The 21,038-nt window shown below is 59.3% G+C and carries 19 protein-coding genes and 2 pseudogenes; 14 read left to right on the top strand and 7 right to left on the bottom strand.

All coding sequences use genetic code 11. The annotated features are described in order from the left end of the window. Positions 1-154 precede the first annotated feature (154 nt). The 5 genes and pseudogenes from ACP148_RS12385 to ACP148_RS12365 all read left to right on the top strand — a co-directional run. Positions 155-2,539: a family 78 glycoside hydrolase catalytic domain gene (locus tag ACP148_RS12385; protein WP_425033515.1), complete on the top strand. Its 2,385-nt coding sequence runs from the start codon at positions 155-157 to the stop codon at positions 2,537-2,539. 62 nt (positions 2,540-2,601) lie between these two features. After that, the gene (locus tag ACP148_RS12380; RefSeq protein WP_421952917.1) at positions 2,602-3,894 is read left to right on the top strand and encodes an ABC transporter substrate-binding protein; all 1,293 of its coding nucleotides are present in this window, start codon (positions 2,602-2,604) and stop codon (positions 3,892-3,894) included. A 75-nt stretch (positions 3,895-3,969) separates the two neighbouring features. Beyond that, a complete protein-coding gene (locus tag ACP148_RS12375) occupies positions 3,970-4,884 on the top strand; it encodes a carbohydrate ABC transporter permease (protein WP_421952916.1) in 915 nt (304 codons plus the stop codon). Then, on the top strand, positions 4,881-5,708 hold the full coding sequence (locus tag ACP148_RS12370) for a carbohydrate ABC transporter permease (RefSeq protein ID WP_421952915.1): 828 nt from the start codon (positions 4,881-4,883) through the stop codon (positions 5,706-5,708). The genes ACP148_RS12375 and ACP148_RS12370 overlap by 4 nt, the downstream gene beginning before the upstream one ends. A gap of 213 nt (positions 5,709-5,921) precedes the next feature. Then, a pseudogene (locus ACP148_RS12365) lies at positions 5,922-6,708 on the top strand (IS630 family transposase); the annotation flags it as partial. A 246-nt stretch (positions 6,709-6,954) separates the two neighbouring features. Here the strand turns inward: ACP148_RS12365 and ACP148_RS12360 are convergent. Next, entirely contained in the window at positions 6,955-7,971 is a 1,017-nt protein-coding gene (locus ACP148_RS12360; protein ID WP_421952914.1) for an IS110 family transposase, read from the bottom strand. 67 nt (positions 7,972-8,038) lie between these two features. Between ACP148_RS12360 and ACP148_RS12355 the strand changes: the two are divergent. Together ACP148_RS12355 and ACP148_RS12350 are read left to right on the top strand one after the other, a co-directional pair. Continuing rightward, positions 8,039-8,215: pseudogene (locus ACP148_RS12355) on the top strand (IS630 family transposase); the annotation flags it as partial. Between the two features lie 136 nt (positions 8,216-8,351). After that, complete coding sequence (locus ACP148_RS12350) at positions 8,352-9,431, top strand: ABC transporter ATP-binding protein (RefSeq protein WP_421952913.1); 1,080 nt, start codon at positions 8,352-8,354, stop codon at positions 9,429-9,431. A 43-nt stretch (positions 9,432-9,474) separates the two neighbouring features. Here ACP148_RS12350 and ACP148_RS12345 read toward each other — a convergent pair whose 3' ends face one another. Beyond that, the gene (locus ACP148_RS12345; protein WP_421952912.1) at positions 9,475-10,371 is read right to left on the bottom strand and encodes a LysR family transcriptional regulator; all 897 of its coding nucleotides are present in this window, start codon (positions 10,369-10,371) and stop codon (positions 9,475-9,477) included. A 102-nt stretch (positions 10,372-10,473) separates the two neighbouring features. Here ACP148_RS12345 and ACP148_RS12340 point away from each other — a divergent pair, with 102 nt between their 5' ends. The 4 genes from ACP148_RS12340 (at position 10,474) to ACP148_RS12325 (ending at position 14,913) form a co-directional block, all read left to right on the top strand. Beyond that, positions 10,474-11,670 carry an acyl-CoA dehydrogenase gene (locus tag ACP148_RS12340; RefSeq protein ID WP_421952911.1) on the top strand — a complete coding sequence of 399 codons (1,197 nt, stop codon included), beginning with the start codon at positions 10,474-10,476 and terminating at the stop codon, positions 11,668-11,670. A gap of 69 nt (positions 11,671-11,739) precedes the next feature. Further along, entirely contained in the window at positions 11,740-12,930 is a 1,191-nt protein-coding gene (locus ACP148_RS12335; protein ID WP_421952910.1) for a CaiB/BaiF CoA transferase family protein, read from the top strand. Positions 12,931-13,092: 162 nt separating this feature from the next. Next, the gene (locus ACP148_RS12330) at positions 13,093-13,521 is read left to right on the top strand and encodes an FKBP-type peptidyl-prolyl cis-trans isomerase (protein WP_421952909.1); all 429 of its coding nucleotides are present in this window, start codon (positions 13,093-13,095) and stop codon (positions 13,519-13,521) included. A 198-nt stretch (positions 13,522-13,719) separates the two neighbouring features. Next, positions 13,720-14,913, top strand: coding sequence for a GNAT family N-acetyltransferase (locus tag ACP148_RS12325; protein ID WP_421952908.1), 1,194 nt, complete (start codon positions 13,720-13,722; stop codon positions 14,911-14,913). A gap of 7 nt (positions 14,914-14,920) precedes the next feature. On the opposite strand, the gene ACP148_RS12320 is transcribed toward ACP148_RS12325, so the two are convergent. Both ACP148_RS12320 and ACP148_RS12315 read right to left on the bottom strand, forming a co-directional pair. Beyond that, complete coding sequence (locus tag ACP148_RS12320) at positions 14,921-15,241, bottom strand: hypothetical protein (protein WP_421952907.1); 321 nt, start codon at positions 15,239-15,241, stop codon at positions 14,921-14,923. A gap of 371 nt (positions 15,242-15,612) precedes the next feature. Next, on the bottom strand, positions 15,613-16,638 hold the full coding sequence (locus ACP148_RS12315) for a glycosyltransferase family 2 protein (RefSeq protein ID WP_421952906.1): 1,026 nt from the start codon (positions 16,636-16,638) through the stop codon (positions 15,613-15,615). Between the two features lie 123 nt (positions 16,639-16,761). Here ACP148_RS12315 and ACP148_RS12310 point away from each other — a divergent pair, with 123 nt between their 5' ends. Continuing rightward, positions 16,762-17,214, top strand: coding sequence for a hypothetical protein (locus ACP148_RS12310; RefSeq protein ID WP_421952905.1), 453 nt, complete (start codon positions 16,762-16,764; stop codon positions 17,212-17,214). Here the strand turns inward: ACP148_RS12310 and ACP148_RS12305 are convergent. Further along, positions 17,211-17,591, bottom strand: a complete 381-nt coding sequence (locus ACP148_RS12305) for a hypothetical protein (protein ID WP_421952904.1) — start codon at positions 17,589-17,591, stop codon at positions 17,211-17,213. The genes ACP148_RS12310 and ACP148_RS12305 overlap by 4 nt on opposite strands. 210 nt (positions 17,592-17,801) lie before the next feature. Next, positions 17,802-18,761 (bottom strand): IS1595 family transposase, encoded by a 960-nt coding sequence (locus tag ACP148_RS12300; protein WP_421952903.1) that lies wholly within the window; start codon positions 18,759-18,761, stop codon positions 17,802-17,804. Positions 18,762-18,865: 104 nt separating this feature from the next. On the opposite strand from ACP148_RS12300, the gene ACP148_RS12295 reads away from it, so the two are divergent. Both ACP148_RS12295 and ACP148_RS12290 read left to right on the top strand, forming a co-directional pair. Next, positions 18,866-19,090, top strand: a complete 225-nt coding sequence (locus ACP148_RS12295; RefSeq protein ID WP_421952902.1) for a DUF6471 domain-containing protein — start codon at positions 18,866-18,868, stop codon at positions 19,088-19,090. 119 nt (positions 19,091-19,209) lie between these two features. Then, positions 19,210-20,082, top strand: a complete 873-nt coding sequence (locus tag ACP148_RS12290) for a hypothetical protein (protein ID WP_421952901.1) — start codon at positions 19,210-19,212, stop codon at positions 20,080-20,082. On the opposite strand, the gene ACP148_RS12285 is transcribed toward ACP148_RS12290, so the two are convergent. Continuing rightward, positions 20,051-20,965, bottom strand: a complete 915-nt coding sequence (locus ACP148_RS12285; protein WP_421952900.1) for a hypothetical protein — start codon at positions 20,963-20,965, stop codon at positions 20,051-20,053. The genes ACP148_RS12290 and ACP148_RS12285 overlap by 32 nt on opposite strands. Positions 20,966-21,038: the final 73 nt, after the last annotated feature.

Genomic DNA, 21,038 nt, shown 5'->3' with positions numbered 1-21,038 from the left:
AAAGGCCATTGCCAAGCGGCAAAAAATGTAGAACGATGCACGTAGAACGATACACAAGCGCCAGGCTTGTTGCCATACAAGGTGGCCGGAGCATGGAGTGTCCCTCCAATTCGCCTTGGAGTGGATCAAGCTCCGGAGCAGTGGGAGGACGATCTTGAATTACGCACTCGCAAAAGCGACCGGCAGGGTGCAGGACCAGTCCTGGCAGGCGATGATGGTTCGTCCCCTGGCCGATCAGGGCGTTGGAACGCCGGCAAGTTTCGTGCGCAAGCGCTTTTCCCTTGAGACCGTTGGCGGGCAGGAGACTCTCCGCATCACTGCCCACGGGCTATATCGCTGTTTCATCAACGGTAAGCGCGTCGGCGAAGATCTTCTGACCCCCGGCTGGACCAGTTACGACATCCGTCTTTCCTACCAGACCTATGCAGTCGCCGATCTTTTGGTGGCGGGCGAAAATACCATCGAAATCTGGCTCGCCGACGGGTGGCACCGCTCACAGATCATGTGGGGAGAAAATCCCATCTTCAACTGCTGGGGTAGCACCATAGCCGCGCTGGCCGAACTGCGCAGCGCACCGAGAGGGCAGGGCGATCTCATTGTCGCAACAGGGGCCGGCTGGACCAGCGGCCCTCTGCCCGTTCTTAAGACGGGCATCTATTTCGGCGAGGTTTACGACGCTCGGCGCGAGGCTATCGAAGAAACCGCTGGCGTCGAAATCGTTGAGTTCGACTTCTCAACCCTGGTGGCCCATGAGGCAGACCCGGTGCGCGAACTCGCACCGTTGCCCGTACTCGAATCCTGGAAAGACCGGCAGGGCCGGACGCTGTATGATTTTGGACAGAATTCGGCGGGGTATGTCGCCATTGAGGTGCAGGGCGATGCGGGCGCGCGCATCGTTGTTCAACATTCGGAAATTCTCGATGCGCATCGGAACTTCGAGAACGCCAATTTTCGCACCGCCGACGCCAGCATCGAATACATTCTTAAGGGAGAAGGGCGGGAGAGCTACAGGCCGCTTTTTACGTTCCAGGGCTTTCGGTATGCCCGCGTAACCATCGAAGGAAATGCCAAAGTTCTGGACATCCGTTCGATTCCCATTACCTCGGTGCACCGGCGTACCGGTTATTTTTCGAGTGGCAGTTCTCTCGTCAACCGGCTGGTGGAAAATACCGTCTGGTCCCAACGAGCGAACTTTATCGAGGTACCCACCGATTGCCCGCAGCGCGATGAGCGGTTGGGCTGGACAGGCGACGCTCAGGTCTTTGCCGGAACGGCGTGCTATCTTCACGACAGTCACCACTTCCTGCGCAAATGGGTGCGTGATGTCATTGCGGACCAGCGCGAGGACGGTGCCGTCCCTCATGTCGTGCCCGATCCCACCCGCTTGCATCCGGAAAAATTCCCCGGCTTTTTTGGCTCGACCGGCTGGGGAGACGCCATCGCGATCGTGCCCTGGACGCTGTATCTCCACTATGGCGACCGCGATATTTTGCAAGAAGCGCTGCCGTCCATGGTCAAGTGGGTCGATTTCGTCTGGTCGATCAGCGACGGCCCGCTCGTTTCCCCGCCGCGCCAATGGGGCCAGCGCGGTTTCACGTTCGGGGATTGGCTCCAGCCCAAGGGGCCGAGCGCCAAGCCGTTGCCAACCATTGGCGACGAGGCGGCGGCAACCATCTATCTCTATATCACCGCGAATCTTGTCGGGCGTATCGCCCGGCTTTTGGGTGACAATGAAGTCGCCGCGCGCATGCACAAGATTGCTCTCGAGGTGAAAGCCGCCTTTGCCAGGGAATTTATCACCCCATCGGGTCGTCTTGTTTACGACGACCAGACCTCATACGCGCTGGCCGTGCTCCACGATCTGATCCCGCACGACAAGATCGAGGGCGCGCGCCGATACTTTCGCAACGCGATCGCTCGCGCGGAAGGGCGGATCGGAACGGGCTTTATCGGAACACCGGCTCTCCTTCCGGCGCTGATCAAGCTCGGAGAAACCGGGCTGGCCCAACAGGTGTTTTTGCAGGAGGAAGTGCCCGGCTGGCTCTATCAGGTCAAGAATGGCGCAACCACCATCTGGGAGCGCTGGGACGCCATTCAGGCTGACGGCACGATATTCGATCCTCAGATGAACTCTTACAATCACTATGCCTATGGCGCCGTTTGCCAATGGCTGTTCGAGTCTGCCGCCGGCATAAAGCCCGACCCCGACAGGCCGGGTTTTAGAACGATTGTTTTCGAGCCAACAATCCTACCCGAACTCGGGTCGGTCCGGGCCGCCCTCGAAACGCCCAGTGGTCCGGTGCGTGTCGCCTGGCAGATTGACGGGCAGACAGTGACCTACATGCTCGATGTGCCGCCTGACAGCGCCGGCATCCTCAAACTCGCAGAGGACTACACCAAGATCATGGTCGACGGTCAGCCCGTGCCGTCCGCGGACGGTCTCGATCTGGCACCCGGCTCACACGCAATCACGTTCACATTGGGCGCCATGCGCCCAGGACTGCAAGGATTTGCCGAGGCGACATCTAAGACACCATAGCCCGGCTTTCATTCGCAAGGACCCGGAGCATCACGCTCGCGGGGAGTTAAGGGAGGATACTTATGACCCATGCGAAACGACTATCCCTGCTCGGTTGCTCGAGCGCCATTGTTCTGGGGCTGGGCATTGCCGCTGCTCCTGCCCAAGACGTCGTCGAACTCTCGCTCCTTATCGACAACAGTGCTGATACTGTGGCCTTCATGGAGAACCTGGTTGCCAGGTTTGAAGAGCAAAATCCCAACATCGATATCGAGATCGAAACGCGGCCGGGCGGCGGCGAGGGCGACAATATCGTAAAGACCCGCCTTGCGACTGGACAGATGAACGACATCTTCCTTTATAATTCCGGTTCGCTCGTGCAGGCCCTCGCGCCCGGCCAGACCATGGTCCCGCTTACCGGCCAGCCTTTCCTGGACCGTGTGCTCGACTCTTTTGAGGCGGCTGTTACCGTCGATGGGGAAGTCTATGGCGTTCCAACCCAGACTGCGATGGGCGGCGGTATCCTCTACAATCGCTCCATCTATGAGGAACTGGGACTTGAAATTCCCCAGACCTGGGAAGAATTCATGGCCAACAATGCCACCATAGCGGAAGCGGGATATGTGCCCGTCATCCAGACCTATCGCGATACCTGGACCAGCCAGCTCTTTGTCTTGGCAGATTTTTACAACGTTCTGGCCGAAGAACCGGACTGGGCCGATCGGTACACGGCCAACCAGGTCAAATACGCCGATAGCCCGATTGCTCTCAAAGGCTTCCAGCATCTCGCAGAAGTCCATGAAGCCGGTTATCTCAACGAGGACTTCGGCGCGGCCACCTATGACGACGGCCTGCGCATGCTCGTCAACGGCGAAGGTGCGCATTACCCGATGTTGACTTTCGCGATCGCGGCCATCGAGGCGACCTATCCCGACGGCGTGGAGGATGTCGGCTTTTTTGCCCAGCCGGGTGAAAGCGCAGACAGCAACGGTTTGACCACTTGGATGCCGGCTGGCCTTTACATTCCTCAATCGACCGACCACCAGGAACAAGCACTGGCGTTCCTTGACTTCGTGGCCAGTGTCGAGGGCTGCGATGCGATCACCGAGGCCGTTGGTGCGACCGGCCCCTACCTGATCGAAGGTTGCGAGCTCCCCGATGACGTCGTGCCGGCGGTTGCTGACATGCTGCCCTATTTCCAGCAGGAGGACGGCTCCGCACCTGCGCTGGAGTTTCTCTCCCCGGTCAAAGGCCCTACACTTGAGCAACTGACCGTCGAGGTGGGTTCGGGCATTCGCTCGGCGGCCGAGGCGGCCGCTCTCTACGATCAGGATGTTGCCCGACAGGCGCAACAGCTCGGTCTCGAAGGCTGGTAAGCCTCCCTTGCCAGCAAAGGTGGTCCCGGTAGGCGATGACCGGGGCCGCCACCAAAATCCGAGGGGAGAGCAGGCTTGAGCACATCAATCGCATTTGCTGCAGCCGCGCCGGCGACATCGCAAAGGTCGCGACGACGCGCCAGCCCCTATCCGGGCTGGTTCTTTCTGCCCGCCGCTATAATATACGGCGTGCTGTTTCTGGTGCCCACGTTCTCGTCGCTCTATTTCAGCCTGACGCGGTGGACTCTGTTCAATTCGACGTTCATCGGGCTCGACAATTTCGTCCAGTTCTTCCGCGAACCGTTTCTCGTCCAGGGCGTGGTCAACACGCTGATTTTTGCCGTAGTAACTTGCACCCTTAAAGTGGTGTTTGGGCTGGGACTTGCGGTCCTTTTGACCTCCGACATCAGGTTCAGGGCCCTGTTGCGCTCCGTGGTGTTCTTCCCCGTGCTGGTCAGCGCGGTGGGCGTCGGCATTGCCTTTACCGCCATGATGCACCCAACACGGGGTATCATAAACGTGGCGCTCGAACTTATCGGCATCGACGGCCCTGGCTGGCTGACCAATCCAGCTCTCGCCATCTATTCGGTGGCCTTTGTCGAGGTCTGGCGCGGAGTGGGACTGGCGGCGGTCATCTATATTGCCGGCATCATGTCGATCCCGACCGATTATTATGAGGCCGCCCGCATTGATGGTGCCACTGGTTGGGACCGTTTTCGATACATCACATTGCCGCTCTGCCGGCCCGCTACGGTTACCGTGGTTATTCTCTCGTTCATTCACGGGCTGCGCAATTTTGAACTCGTCTGGGCAATGACTCGTGGCGGGCCGGGCTTTGCGTCGGACGTCCTCGCATCGGTGATTTACAAGCAGTATCAGGCAGGCTTTTACGGCCTCTCCACCGCTGGAAACGTCGTGCTGTTCGTGCTGATCGCCACTATGGCAGTGCCTCTCTACCTCTTTCTGAACCGCAAGGAGGGACACGAATGAATGCGTTGCGCCGTTACGGACAAACGACCTTGGCCATTGCCCTGACGGCTGTCATTTTTGTCGTCCCGTTCCTCTTTATCGTCCTTACCGCCATCAAAGATCGCGCCGAGTCCGCACGCCTGAATTTTACCCTGCCGACCAGTTTTCCCATCTGGGAAAATTTCTGGACGGTGATTTCGACACGCGACTTCATGCTCGTCACGGCCTATATCAACTCGACCATCCTGACGGTCGGAGCGGTCACGCTGCTGGTGATTCTGGCGGCAATGGTCGGCTACGTTCGCCAGCGTCGCAGGGCCTGGTGGAATGGGCTGGTAGACTTTCTCGTCCTGGCGGGGCTGATGATACCTCCGGCCGTCGTGCCCACCATATGGCTGTTGCAAGAGATCAACCTGTTCGCGACCCTGCACGGCATGATCCTGATCGAGGTGGCCTACAACCTCTCTTTCTGCATAATCTTGTACCGTGCCTTCATCGCCACGATCCCGCGCGAACTCGATGAAGCAGCCATCATCGACGGCGCTCGGCCCATGGATGTCTTTTTCAGGGTCATATTGCCCCTGCTCAGGCCGGTAACCATTACGGTGATCGTCGTGCAGTCGGTTGCTATCTTCAATGATTTCGTCAACCCGCTCTATTACCTGCCAGGCAATGACAACGTCACCGTGCAACTGACGCTCTACAATTTCCAAAGCCAGTTCAACACGTCCTACAATCTGTTGTTCATGAACATTCTGCTCGTCACAATCCCACCGCTGATCGTGTTCCTGTTCTTCAACCGTCAGATCGTGGCGGGCATGACCGCCGGCGCGGTCAAGGGCTAGAGCGTGTCCAGCAAAAGCATGTCCTCGACCCGATCGGGGATGGAAACGGTTTTGCGGTTCGGACACGCGACTAAACAAAGGTTTAGAGCCGAGGATTTGATTCAACCAAATTCTCGGCTCTAGAGCCGTTCATCCTTTGTCTGAATCGGATGGGATTCCCGTCGGTTGATTTTTGTGATTCAAGATGCTGGCTGGAGAGGAGGCCAGCATCTGATGACAGCACCTCTTTCCAATGATCTTCGTAAGCGTGTTGTGGCGGCAATCGAGGCTGGCGAAAGCTGCCGGTCGGTGGCGGCGCGGTTTGGCGTCGCGGTTTCGTCAGCGGTGAAGTGGTCGCAGCGCTATCGGGCGACGGGCTCGGTCGCGCCGGGCCAGATGGGCGGCCACCGCAAGCGGCTGCTGGAGCCGCACCGGGCGTTCATCGTCGAACGTATCAACCAGACATCGCATCTGACGTTGCATGGCCTAAAGGACGAGCTGGCGGCGCGCGGGGTGAAGGTGTCGCACAATGCAGTGTGGCAGTTCCTGCGCCGCGAGGGGCTCCGGTTCAAAAAAAACATTGTTCGCCCTTGAGCAGGCCCGCGCCGACATCGCCCGCAGGCGGCAGCGCTGGCGGTCCTTTCAGACCAGCCTCGACCCGCGCAAGCTGGTCTTTATCGACGAGACCTGGATCAAGACCAACATGGCGCCGCTCTACGGCTGGGGAGCCAAGGGCAAGCGCCTGCGCGGCTTGGCCCCGCACGGCCACTGGCGCACGCTGACTTTCGTCGGCGCGCTGCGCTATGACCGGCTCGTTGCGCCGTGCGTCTTCGACGGACCGATCAACGGCCAGTGCTTCCGCGCCTATGTCGAGCAGCAGCTCTTGGCCGTGCTCGAACCCGGCGACATCGTCGTCATGGACAATCTCGGCTCCCACAAATCGGCCGCCATCAAACAGATGATCCGGGCAGCCGGCGCCAGGCTCTGGTATCTGCCGCCCTATTCGCCCGACCTCAACCCGTGTATGGATGGCTCCTGCGGGTCAAGGGTTTTGGATCGGGTTTGGCAAACAGGTCGGTTGCGGCCATGTATACGGCGTCTGAATGTGCAACGGGATCGTTGCGCGCCCTGATGAATATCCGCCTGGAGAACAGGTCCCACTCAATCGAGCGCGCTCGAGGCGCTTCGGATTGATCGGGGTGTCCCGGTTCTTCGTCTCCGTTTGTTCGCCATCACCTCACTTTGCCCTGACCATTCGTTGAGCCCCTCAGGCGGCAGCGGCCTGCGGCTGGTAACGTGTGCCGTCGCGCAGGACGGCGAAGATTGTTCTCGCCATGCGATGCGCAAGGGCGATGGCGACGAGCTTCGTCTTCTTCCGCATCAGCATGGACGATAGCCAGTCCGATCCCGGCTCGCGCTTGAGCCTGCATCTGAGCATGATCTGCGCCATGGCACCCAGATACAACAATCGTCGAATGTATCGATTGCCCATCTTCGATATCCGGCCCACCCTCTGCTTGCCGCCGGTGGAGTGCGGTTTGGGGGTGAGGCCGAGCCAGGCGGCATAGTCCCTGGCGCAGTCGAAATTATCGACATCCGGCGTCGTTGCCGCAATGATCGTCGCCGTCAGCATTCCCACACCGGGGATCGTAGCCAGACGCTGGCTCGTCTCGTCATGCGCGTGGGTCTCCGCGATCTCGTCCGTCAACTGCTCGATACGTTTGTCCGTCTCGGCCAGTTGATCGAAAAGCAAGCTTACAGGTGTTCGGGCCGCTTCCGGCAACCGATCCAGATGCTCCTTCAATCGATCAACATTCTGCGCGCCCTTTGCGGCAATTATGCCGAACTCCGTCATATGCGCCCGGATCGCGTTGCCGATCTGGGTGCGCTGGCGAACCAGAAAGTCCCGCGTGCGGTGAACAACCAGAACCGACGAACAGGCTTCGCTCTTGATGGCGACAAACCGCATGGAAGGACGCGTCACGGCTTCACAGATAGCGGCTGCATCCGCAGCATCCGTCTTGCCGCGCTTGACGTAAGGCTTCACATAAGACGGCGGCATCAACCCGACCTCATGCCCCATCTCCTGCAGCCTGCGCCCCCAATCGTGGGAACCAGCGCAAGCCTCCATGCCGATCAGGCAGCGTGGACGCTTCTGGAAAAACGCGAGCAATTGGTTGCGGCGAAGCTGGCGGCGCACGAGAACTCGACCATTCTCATCGACACCATGGATCTGGAAGACACTTTTTGCGAGGTCGACACCAACTACGGTAAGCTCGGACATGGATGGCTCCTCTATATGGGATGATGACTTCCCCAACTATGGCGCAATGCGGCGCCGGGAGCAGGAGCCATCCATCACATCAATCGAGCAGGCCTTCGCCAAGATCAAGCATTGGATGCGCCACGCCCAGAAGCGGACCATCGAGGAGACATGGCGCCAACTCGGCCACCTCGTCACGACCATCGAACCCGGCGAATGCAGCAACTACTTCGCAAACGCCGGCTATGCTTCCGTCAAAACGTGAAACGCTCTAGAGTGCTTCCAGCATAAATCGGCGGTACTTGTCCGGTCGGGAAACGCGAACAACAAAACCCTGGAGCAAGTAAAGCGCTTCAAAGAAACGCCGAAATACTCTAACTCGAGAAAGACATATCACCATCATGGCGGATCTCTCGCTCAAATCCCTGCACAAGAGCTACGGCCTCGTCGAAGTCATCAAGGGCATCGATCTCGATATCAAGCACGGCGAATTCGTGGTTTTCGTCGGCCCCTCGGGCTGCGGAAAATCCACCCTGCTGCGCATGATCGCCGGCCTTGAAGAGATCACCGGCGGTGAGCTCTATATCGGCGACGTGCTGTGCAACGATGTCGAACCTCGGGACCGCGGCATTGCCATGGTGTTCCAGTCTTATGCCCTCTATCCCCATATGTCGGTTTACGACAATGTTGGCTTCGGGCTCAAACTCGCCAGGGCGCCAAAGGAGGAACGGGACAAGAAAATTCGAGACGCCGCGCGTATCCTGCAGATGGAACATTTGCTCGACCGCAAGCCCAGCCAGCTTTCCGGTGGCCAGCGCCAGCGCGTCGCCATTGGTCGCGCTATCGTGCGGCAGCCCGAGGTCTTCCTCTTCGATGAGCCGTTGTCGAACCTGGACGCCGCCTTGCGCGTCGATATGCGCATGGAACTGTCAAAACTCCACGGGCAGCTAGGCGCGACCATGATCTACGTTACCCACGATCAGGTCGAAGCAATGACGCTGGCCGACAAGATTGTCGTGCTCAACGGTGGCGAGGTACAACAGGCCGGTTCCCCGATCGATCTCTACAAGAACCCCGCCAACCTTTTCGTCGCCGGTTTCATCGGTTCGCCAAGGATGAACTTTCTTTCGGCCACCGCCGCCGAAATCGAAGGCGACCGGCTCATCATGGCGTCCGGGGCCATGGAAACGATTACAGCAGAGGTGACGGGCCATGCCATCCGGCAGGGGGAAAGCCTTACGCTGGGCATCCGTCCTCACGCCCTCCGTCCAGCCGAGCACGGAGCGCTCCGGGGCATCGTGGACATCGTTGAACGGTTGGGTAACGAAACCATAGTCAATTTCCGCCTTCCGGGTGAGGAACAGTGGCTGGCGGTTATCGCTGGCGACGTGACATTCGGCCGGGGCGACAGCGTCGGATTCGACGTCACCGCCGACGACATCCTGATCTTTGACGCTAAGGGCCGCAACGTCCGAAACTGAATGCACTCCATCGACCTTCAAGGCGTTCGAGCACGTTCAGGCCTCAGGCGTCGCCGGGCACTTCCGCGACCAGCCAGTCACGGAAAGCGATGAGCGGACGATAGGTCTCGCGCGCCGGTGGCCAGGCCAGCCAATAAGATCCGGTGCCGGAAACGGCGGGCGCGAACACCGGGCTGAGCCGTCCTGCCGCAATCTCGCTTTGCGCAATGTAGTGGGGCAGCAATGCCACCCCCAGCCCGGCAATCGCCGCTTCGATCATCAGCGCAAACTGATCGAACATCATGCCTGAAACGGGCAGGGGCGCGGCCCCTTGCCCGGCAAACCAGGCGTCCCAGGCGCGCGGCCGGGTTTCGAGCTGGAAAAGCTGCAGGCCCGTCAGATCGTCGGGCTCACTTATCGGGTGGTTGGCCAGAAGGTGTGGCGCCGCGCATGCAGTGACACGCTCGTCGAATAGCCGCATGTGCCCAGCATCGGGCGCATCACCGCTCCCGAAATAGATCATCGCGTCGAACCGCTCCGCCGTAAAATCGATGGGGCGAATGCGCGTCGAAAGATTAATCGTAACCCCCGGATGCGCCGCGAGAAATGCGCCCAGACGCGGCGCGAGCCAGCGCGTGCCGAACGCCGGAAGGATGGCCAGCGACAGCGCGCCCCCGCCCAGATCGGCAGCGGTTCGCATCGAAGCGCGTTCGATGGCATCGAGCGCCGCAGCGATGTCCTGTGCGTAATCGATGCCGGCTGGCGTGGGCACCAGCCGCTTGTTCTGGCGCAGAAACAGGGGTCTTCCGAGCTGTGCTTCGAGCGAGGTCACGAGGCGGGATACCGTGCCCTGCGAAAGATCGAGCACCTTTGCGGCGGCAATCGTTGACCCCGTGCGCTGGACGGCCTCGAAGGCGGCCAATTGGCCGATGGAGGGCAGATAGCGACGTTGGCGGCTCATTATCTATGCACAATATGCATCAAGTCTCGATCAAATAGGATTATTTTGGGGTTTAGTCCAGAGATATGATGGGCAAAGCCAATATAATTCGCTGGAGATGTCATGCCAGAAGCCCCCGTCCGCAACAGCTTTGACTGGTCCGATCCGTTCTTTCTCGAAGACCAGCTCTCGGCCGAAGAACGCATGATCCGCGATTCAGCGGCCGCCTTTGCTGCCGACAAGCTGGCGCCTCGTGTCACCGACGATTACCTAAAAGAGCGAGTTGATCCGACAATCTTTGCCGATTTTGGCGCTGCCGGACTTCTGGGCGCCACGGTGCCGGAAGAATATGGCGGGCTGGGCGCTTCCTATGTCGCCTATGGGCTGATCGCGCGGGAGGTCGAACGCGTGGACTCCGGCTATCGCTCGATGATGAGCGTGCAGTCCTCGCTGGTAATGTACCCGATCCTTGCCTATGGCTCTGAAGAACAAAAGAAAAAATATCTGCCCAAACTGGCCAACGGCGAGTGGATTGGCTGTTTCGGGCTCACCGAACCCGACGCCGGCTCCGATCCGGGAGGCATGAAAACCCGCGCCGAAAAGATCGAGGGCGGCTATCGGCTGAACGGTTCAAAGACCTGGATTTCCAATTCTCCCATCGCAAATGTTTTCATTGTTTGGGCCAAAAGTGCCGAACATGGCGGCAAGGTTCGTGGATTTGTGCTGGAAAATGGCATGAAGGGTCTCTCGGCCCCCAAGATCGGCGGGAAGCTCTCCCTGCGCGCCTCGGTCACCGGCGAGATCGTCATGGACGGGGTCGAAGTGAGCGAGGACGCGCTGCTTCCTAATGCCGAGGGCATGAGCGGACCGTTCGGTTGCCTCAACCGGGCACGCTACGGTATTTCCTGGGGAGCCATGGGCGCGGCGGAAGATTGCTGGCACCGGGCGCGCCAATACGGCCTCGACCGCAAGCAGTTCGATCGGCCCTTGGCCGCAACCCAGCTCTTCCAGAAAAAGCTCGCCGACATGCAAACCGAAATCGCCCTCGGACTGCAGGCCTCGCTGCGGGTCGGGCGGCTGATGGACGAGGGCCGGTTTGCGCCGGAAATGATTTCAATCGTCAAGCGCAACAATTGCGGCAAAGCGCTCGATATCGCTCGCCAGTCGCGCGATATGCATGGCGGCAACGGCATCCAGATCGAATATCAGGTTATGCGCCACGCCCAGAATCTTGAGACGGTTAACACCTATGAGGGCACCCACGATGTCCACGCGCTCATCCTCGGGCGCGCCCAGACCGGGCTGCAGGCGTTTTACTAGAGCGCTTCCAGCAAAAGTGGCGCCTCTTTTGCGGTTCGAAAGCGCGACAAAACAAGGACTTGAAGCAATTTGAGCGATTCGAAGAAAAGCGAAAATGCTTTGACGCACAACGTAACGCCGCTTGCCGGACTGCGCGTGGTCGAACTGGCGCGGATTCTGGCCGGTCCATGGCTGGGCCAGACGCTCGCCGATCTGGGCGCCGACGTCATCAAGGTCGAAAGCCCTGAGGGAGACGACACACGCTACTGGGGCCCGCCGTTTATCGAACGGGAAGACGGTCGCGGCGGCACCGAAAAGGTTGCGGCCTATTTCCATGCCACCAACCGCTCCAAGCGCTCGGTGGTCTGTGACTTCCGCGATCGCGACGACCTCGAACGGCTCAAGACGCTGATCGCCGGTGCCGACGTGCTGGTCGAAAATTTCAAACTCGGCGGGCTCGCCCGCTACGGCCTCGATTATCAAACGCTGGCCGCAATCAACCCGCGCCTTGTTTACGTCTCGATCACCGGGTTCGGACAGACCGGCCCGCGCGCCAGCCAGCCCGGCTATGACTTCCTGATTCAGGGCATGAGCGGGGTCATGGACCTGACGGGCGATCCAAACGGCGAGCCGCAGAAAGTGGGCGTCGCATGGATCGACGTGTTCACCGGGCTTTATGGCGTGATCGGCGTGCAGGCGGCATTGGCCGAGCGTCAGCGCTCGGGCAGGGGGCAGCATATCGATCTGTCTCTCCTTGATGTAGGCGTAGCGGTTCTGGCCAATCAAGCGATGAATTTTCTCGCTTCTGGCACCAGCCCGTCGCGAATGGGCAATGCACACCCCAACATCGTTCCCTATCAGGTTTTTCCGGTCGCGGATGGGCACGTCATCATCGCTTGCGGCAATGACAGGCAATTCCAGGCCCTGTGCGCTGTTTTAAAGCTTCCCACGCTTGCGGCCGATCCCCGCGCGGTGACCAATTCCGATCGCGTCACCAACCGCGAAGCGATTGCTGACTTGCTGGCCGAAGCCACTGGCCCGCGAACCAAGGCGGAGTTGATTGGAGCCTTAGAAATCGCCGGAGTGCCATGCGGGCCGATCAATACGGTGGCTGAAGCCCTCGCCGAACCTCAAGTTGCGGCACGCGGACTGAAAATCGTGCCGGAAAACATTCCCGGCCTGCGCACGCCGCTGAGTTTTTCGCGCAGCCAGCTGTCCCTGGACAAGGCCGCGCCCGTACTCGGCGCCGGGGAATGGGCCTGGTCGCGCAACCCTGCGTAAGTGCAATCGAAGCCTGCGCGGTTTACATCTCGCCCTCCATCCCTACATTGGGGCCGTGGTTCGCGGGTAAGCCCCGGCGGACCTTCGCCGGGCTCGGCCTTGGCCGTGCGGAGGCCGCGCGGCGCCGGGCCCTGAGCAAACACAAATGAAAAAGGACACAGCATGACCCAGGCAAAGCACGGGGATACTGTGCGCATCCATTATACCGGACGGCTCACCGACGGCACCCAGTTCGATTCCTCCGATGGCCGCGATCCCCTCGAATTCCAGCTTGGCTCCGGCCAGATCATAAAGGGCCTTGAAGAACAAGTGCAGGGCATGACCGTGGGTGCAAAGGAAACGGTGACCATCCCCGCCGATGCAGCCTATGGTGCTCATCGCCCCGAAGGCGTCCAGAGTGTGCCGCGGACCCAGATCCCCGATGGCGTCGATACGTCGGTCGGGGCGCGGCTTCAGGCGACGGGCAGTGACGGCCAGACAATGGTCCTGACGGTCATCGACACAGCCGAGGATGCCATAACCGTCGACGCCAACCATCCCCTCGCGGGCAAGGACCTGGTGTTCGATGTCGAACTGGTCGAGGTTCTCTGACCGCCCTGGCCGTTAATGGGCCCGGGCCGATGTCCGGGCCATTTCCGCCCTTTCCCGTAAGTGGCTCTTTACCATTTCGCAGGTTTCCCGGCATCGAGCCGGACATGACACCGTCCAGTTCAGGTTTTTCCAAGATTTTGGGACCAAGGTCGCGACGCAGAAAAAGCGCGCACTCCATGGAACGGACGGCCCCAAGCGATGACAGCGGCAACCGATATAGGCGATCTGACGATGACGGCACAGCCCCTGGCGGCGGTCGTCCACGGTTCCATTGCCATGGCCGAGCCTGCCTGGCGCGCCCTGCAGCAGGTCGGAATCTACAGCCCGTATCAACGTCTGGACTGGGTCACGGCCTATCTTGATGCCGGATTTACATCGGGCACGCAGATCGCAATCCTGACGATCCTTGAGGACGATCGGCCTATCGCGCTGATCCCCTTCGAGATTGTCCGCAAGTTCGGGCTGCGCATCGCCCAGATCATAGGCATGCCGATTTCCAATGGCGATGGGTTGGTGTTTGATCCGCAATCGGCACATCTGCTCACTCCCAGGGCGCTGCGTGACGCGCTTGCCACCCTCCCGGCCGATATTGCCAATTTCCATTGCGTAGCGCCCCAACTCGGCGAGCATGCCAATCCGCTGGCCGGGCTTGGGGGGAACCCGGCCCCCGACAATTTCTACGTCAATATGCTCGAACCGGGTGACGCGTCATTCATCGACCAATCCTTGCCCCACAAGCGCCGCACCAATATTCGCCGCTCCCAGCGCCGGCTTGATGAAGGGTTCGGACCGGTAAGGCTTCACCGCGCCAAGACCCCGGCCGAGGTCGAAACAATGCTCGAGGTGTTCCTCGATCAGCGAGGGCGCCGATTCGTTCAGATGGGCGTCGAGAATGTTTTCCAGCGCCCCGCCTTCAGGCAGTTCTTTCGCCGGCTGGCGCTCGAGGGATTGGATCAGGTCCGTCCAGCCATCAGCCTGCACGCTCTCTATACCGGTGAAAATATCGTCGCCACCAGCATCGGCACCTATGGTCCCGCCCACTATTCGCAATACATCAACTCCACCGACTACGGCGAGCCATCGCGCTATTCGCTGATGGGGGTGACGCTGTCGCTCCTGATCGACGAACTGCGTGCCGACAACATTAAGAGCCTCGACATGGGATTGGGCGATTTCGACTATAAGACCGGCTGGACCCACCGCCAGACCGTGTACGACATCGTATTGCCGGTCTCGGCGCTTGGCCATGCCGCAGCTCCCTTGCTGCGGGGCGCGCGTGCGGCAAAACGCAAGATCAAGCAGACCCCAATGCTCTGGAAGTTGGCCCGTGCCGCCCAATCGGCGCTGGTCGGGGCGCGGCGCCGGCTGTCGGGACACAACCGGGATCGGTGAATGTGGCCTATAACCCCATTGCGGCCAGCCCCCACCAGGCCAGTCCGGCGGCGGGCAGGGGCAGCAGGAGGCGGGCAATCCATAAGACGGGTTGGTTTTCGGCGCCGCTGATCACCAATATCGCTGCCACAAGCCCCAAAAGATAAAGCGCTCCCGCCGCCAGTATGGGGAGAGGGACAACTATGAAAAAGATCGCAACTGGCAGTGCAACCGTCAGCAACAGCCCGACAGACGTTATGACGAGCCACGGGACGTAACCCGAGATTCTTACGCGGCGTTCCGGAATTTTCGGCTCTTTTCCTACGGAAAAAAAGCGAACGATCTTCATGCCTGCCCTTGATGCATAATGGCTTACAATGATCGAAGCCGGTGCCACAATCAAACGCGATTAAGCTCAAGTTTGACCGCCCACATACCATCGCGCTCGGCGGCAATATTGAGAAATCTCTAGCCGGACGGGGAGACTTACGCCCTTTAGGTTTTGCTTCTAAAGCCCGGCGAACCTCGCGAACCAGCGGATAATCCCGATCATGGGCGATAGGAGCGAAATGCCCAGCCCTATTGTACCGGCGGCGGCCAGCACTCCGGCCTTTCGCGATAGAGCCGATGCCCGATCGGATGGCGCTGGCTGGTATTGATTCAACAGCATCGCTCCTTGCGCATGGCCCTCCCGATTATGGGCCTGCGAGGGCGAAACGGCTATTGGGAGGTTTGCGTATGCGCGGGCTTCGCGCGATGTCGCATGTGCTGGGGGCCGGGATCATCCAACCCCTTGTGGCTGGTCTTGGACCAGTGATAGGGCCTGAAAACCAGTTCGAACCCCGCCAGCATCACCGCACACCATGCCATCAACCAATATGCGGGCACTGCGAAAAGCCATGGCGCGATGTCCTTGCGCCCTATCCGGTCCAGTCCGATAATGCTGATAACAACGGCCCCCGCATAGCCGAAAAACAGCGTGCCTAGTCCCGCGGCCGTCCAGATATCGGTGGTTCCGACCATTATAACATCGTACAGCAACCGGGCGACGGTGCCGACCAGAAACAGGCCATGCACGCATAGCGAAAGCACCATGCCGCCTACAAAAATGTAAAAGGCGATGAGGCTCGGCCATCCCAGGTCAACCAGGAGCTTTTTCGGGCGCGCCGAATGGACCAGCAGGGTCTGCATCCATCCCTTGATCCATCGCGAGCGTTGACGCACCCATGCGCCTATTGTCTCGGGTGCCTCTTCCAGCGTGACTGTTGCCAGGCTCTCCACACGCAGGCCCAACCGGGCCATGCGAATACCCAGATCGGCGTCTTCGGTCACATTGAAGGCATCCCATCCGCCGATATCTTTCAGAGTGGCCGTGCGGAAATGGTTGGATGTCCCGCCCAGCGGAACCGGAAAGCCCGCTCTTCCGATAGCCGGCAGCAAGACACCGAAATGGCCCGCATATTCGGCGGCGAACATGCGGGTGATCCAGTTCCGTGACGCGTTTGCAATCACCAACTCCCCTTGCAGGCATTCAAGGGTGTGGTCGTCGGCAAAAAGACTGGCAGCCATTCGCAATTGGCCGGGATCGGGCAGGTCCTCAGCATCGAAAACCACGACGTGGGAGCCGCGCGCCAGGGGCAAGGCGTAGTTGAGTGCCTTGGGCTTGGTGTAGGGACGACAGCGGGGCACCACGATCAGCGAAAAGCGCCGGTCCCCCAGTTGGGCGCGTGCAGCCTTGACCGTCATTGGGCTTGCGCTTTCGACAACGAACTTGATGTCGAGCTTTTCGGCCGGATAATCGCGGCCTTATGTATCAAACGCACCAAAATTCCTGCTCTTTATAACTGAATCCGATGCTATTGTCACGGAATGGCAAACGATCCCCAAGTTATAAACACCCTGCGCACCAAGGCAGACCGCATAGCGGCTCACATAGCCAGCATGGAGCGTGAGATAGACGACGCCAGAACCATGCTGGCGCACGTAAACGCGACTATCGTGCTATTCGAGCGGCCCGACGAGAACGCCCGCCATCCGGTCCTTATGGACATAAACCGCGTATTCAAGCGCGGCGAGGTCGTGAAGATGTGCAAGGAAGCGCTGGCCGATGGCCCTATGGACACGCGAGAACTGGCGCTGTGGATCATCCGGTGCAAAGGGTTTGACGAGACAGACCGGCACTTAAAGAAAGCCGTGGCCTATAGGGTCGTGCAAGCGCTCCGGCTACAGGAGAAGCGGCGCGGGCCAATCCAGAGGCAGGGGAAGCGGGGAACGGCTGTTGTTTGGGGGCTGTCGCAACCGCCAGCCCCCGGATTGCGTTAACGCCTTGTGGTGAACAGCCCGGCTAGACTAGGCACGGACTGACGATTGCAGACAGGATCAAGAGCATGCCGCAAATCGGTTTCAATCCTAAGGCGCTCAGCGGCCCCGTCACACCGGTAGACAGCAATGTGCGTCATGCCGGATTGACGACTGCGTTTGAGCCCGTCGTGATTGATGGCACTGGCGTTGAGGCGATCCTTGAGGGATTGCGCCTCGCCAACATAAAGGGCTTCGAATCGCCTAAGGCCAGTGGAGGCAGTGGCAACCTTAGAAAGGATGTAGACCCCTGACACAGGGTTGAACTCAACCCCGTCACGGAACACTTCGAAGTTGTAAGCCTGGCCGGAAATCCCGGTCCATCTGGCGTACTCAATCATATAAAGGCCTCGTTATGTGAGGCCGGAGGGGCTTGATTGTGTAGCACGGGTATAGTACAAGATGTCCGTGCACAAATTCGAGCCCTCACCGGCTTAGACTGATCAAGAAACCGGTTGCCGTCTGACCACGGGGCCGGTTTCGTCTATCTGACCATCAGATAAACAGAGGCATCCTACAGCGATTCGTGATTTTGCCATAATCATGAATGTTCACGCTGCGTTCCGCTGCCAGTAGCCTTTCCAAACACGGCTAACCGGATGTGCCATTGCGTTGGCGACAACGGCCATAGCGTTCCCGCCATTGTCGCGGCGGCGGTGATCCTCAAGCCATGCGGCATGAGCACTGTACTGATGCAGGTACTTGGGCGAAACGCCGTGGTGCTGACCGGCGACCATGCGGCGAAGGCGCGAGAAGTAGCTTTCAACCATATTGGTGTTGGCGCCATCGGCTGAATAGGCTTCGCTGTGGTTAATGCGGCCAACGGTCCAGCCATCGTGCAGGTGATCCCAGTGCGAACCCTCGTCGGCATAAACGGTGGTTGCCATGCGGCTTACGATACGCTTGGCGATTTCGACGCCCTCGGCCTCGATCTTGGCAACAAAGGTGCGGGTCCGGCCTTTGCGTTCGCGCAGGGCGATAACAACGCGGCGGGTGCCGGTCTGGTGCTTGGCAAGGCGGCGGTCAATCCGGTCCTCTGCGAAGTTGGCGGGGCGGATATGGCCACCGAAATAAGCGCCATCAATCTCGACTTCGCCAGAAAGCTCATGCTCGGCCACTTCGGCGGCAAGCGCTTCGCGCAGCTTATGGGCCATGACAAAAGCGGTCTTGTACTGGCAATCCAGGTCGCGGCTAAGCTGTAGGGCGCTGATGCCCTTTACGGCGTTGACGAAAATGCAGATCGCGGCCAGCAGGTCCACAAAGGCCATTTTGCGGCTGGCAAAGATGGTGCCCGAAGTTACGGAGAACTGGGCATAGCAGCCCTTGCATTTGAACTTGCGGCGCGTGGTGATCTCATAGGCTTCGCAGCAACCGCACTTTGGGCAAACAGGTTCGCCATCCGTCCAGCGCATTGCCTTGAACGTGTCGTAAGCCTTTTCCTCGCCACCCTTGTAGATCTCGCGAAGCGAGAGGGTGCGGGCCTGTGCCGAAAGGAGGAAATGCTGTGCCATTTGTAACTATCTCCGATGCCTATGCATCGTATATAGTACGTTGACGTATCCTTGGCAAGGGCATATATCATCATTTGCGATACATTTTGCATCATGGGTGATACATGGCCGAAAAAACGGACTGGGAAATGAAGGCGGCAAACCTTCTTAAGGCTGAATTGAAACGTAAGGGCGTGACTTATGCCCAGCTCGTGGACAGCCTAGGCGCGCTAGGCATTGACGAAAAAGAAGCGAACGTCCGTAATAAGCTCTCTCGGGGCAAATTCACGGCGGCTTATTTTCTGCAATGTTTAGAGGCTATTGGATCGCAGCAATTGCGCTTGGACTAGTACTGGCTTCATCGCCTCTGCTAGCGCAACCACAGCCACAAGAGCCACAGATTGGGCAAGACGGCGACAGCAGCGCTGAGAATGGCGAAAGTCAACCAGCCTATGACATTGACCCAAGCTTGTTTTTGGGCATTGAGGACGCGATCCAAGGAATTTCCGGCGCCATAGAAGCCCTTGAGTCCCCCGAGCCAACCCAAGAAGAACGCCAGCAAGCCGCCGCCGATCTTCACGCCCAAAAGGCCATGGCCTTTTGGGCTCTCGTAGTAGGGGTTGCCAGTGCTCTTACCGTCCTGCTGACCGCTATGGGTGTATTTCTGATTTGGCGGACGCTGGAGGCTACCAAGGATGCTGCCGTGGCTGCGAAAAGTATGGTAGTTGAAGCTGAAAAGACGACTGCTGCCAGCGCCGCTGCTGTTGCCGAGGCCAACCGGACCAATGTCATTGCCATCGAGAATGCTAGGGCCGAGCAGCGACCTTGGCTTCGCTTCGAACTGAGCTTCCAATCTCCGTTTGGAGATCACGAGAAATCCTTTGGAAACTTCATCCAATCTGCTGTTGTTAATGACGGGGCGAGTCCCGCGCTTGACGTTTGCTGGAGCTGGTCTGAGCACATCAGAGTTCTGAAAGATGCTGATATGTCCGAGTTGTTCGCCAGACTCTTTGAGAGAATTCGAACGCCCGGGACCGAGCCGGGCGAGATTATTTATCCAACTCGAACGTCTAAGTCCAATTTGGCAATATCCTTTAAAAGAGAGGAGTACGAAGCTGCTGCACAATTGACCGGGGGGAGCACACCGCGATTGTGGGTGGCTATCGGGGTGATCTACCGCGACCGGCATCGGGACCGCTGGTATAAAACCGGGCTGGTATACGAGTTGCTCCATATCAGAAAAAGCAACGGTCACATTGCTATGCCCAACCCCGAAAACATGACGAGCTTCGAGAACGGGATCATCATTCTCAGCCCCACGAGCATCGCCTTGATTGAATAGGCTCATTACCACTACGAACAATGAAATAAGCTTCATTGCTCAATATCCCGGACTTGGTGCGTTTGATACATAAGGCCGGATAATCGAGTGCCTGCAGGGCCTGTGCGATTTGCGGCACCATATGGGCCTCGTCACGCATAGGAATAAGCACCGTGTAGATGGGCAGGTCGCGGTCATCAAGGAGACTTTTGGGTCTTAAGGCTTCATTGCGTTCAAAGGTGAAGGCTGCCCACAATCGGAACGCCGACGGCACCGCCAATATCAGCGCCAACACGGCAAGGACCGGTGCCAGATTGACAAGGCCGGGCATGACGGCGAGCGCGGTCAGTGCCGCCACGGCTGCAACAAAACCAACCCTAACCCTTATCGGAAGGTCCAGATGAGCGCCGGCAAATGGGAAACGGCGTGCCAGCCGTTGGAGAGCGTTGGTCGCCAGAAGCTCGGGATTGGTCCGCGCGATTGCTGCATCAAGCGTTGCGGGAGAAACGATGCATAGACGGTCGCGCAGGCTTTCATCTTCCCCGACCCGGGCCGCCAGGCCGCGCAAATGGGCAAACCCCGGCGAAAGGAACAGGGTTTCCTTTCCCTCGACCTCCCCTCGGATGGAGCGCAATCCAGCAAACCTATCGACGTCGAAAGCCTCATCGAATGGCGAAAGAAACCGCGCGATGTCGCGACTGTACGGAACGCCGAGAAAGGTTGCGGCCCGCCGATAAGGCGCCTCGCGGTCATGTTGGCTCAGCGCCGCGAGGACCTCGATGGGGTCGGTGCCCGTACGACGAGCGCGATCGAGCGCGGCGTCAGCCACAGGCCGGGAAAACCCCGGTTGCGCGGCCAATGCCTCAGCGAGTTCGACATCGTCAAACGGCCGCACGACGCTCATATGCCCCCAATCGTCGCCGCCACCCTACCAATTGTTTTTGCAATCGGCCATAACTGGCTTCAAATTTGTTCAG

Origin of the sequence: Pelagibacterium sp. (assembly GCF_965249125.1) — a bacterium.
In the GTDB taxonomy this organism is placed as follows: Bacteria; Pseudomonadota; Alphaproteobacteria; order Rhizobiales; family Devosiaceae; genus Pelagibacterium.
This window is presented reverse-complemented; position numbering and strand designations above follow the sequence as displayed.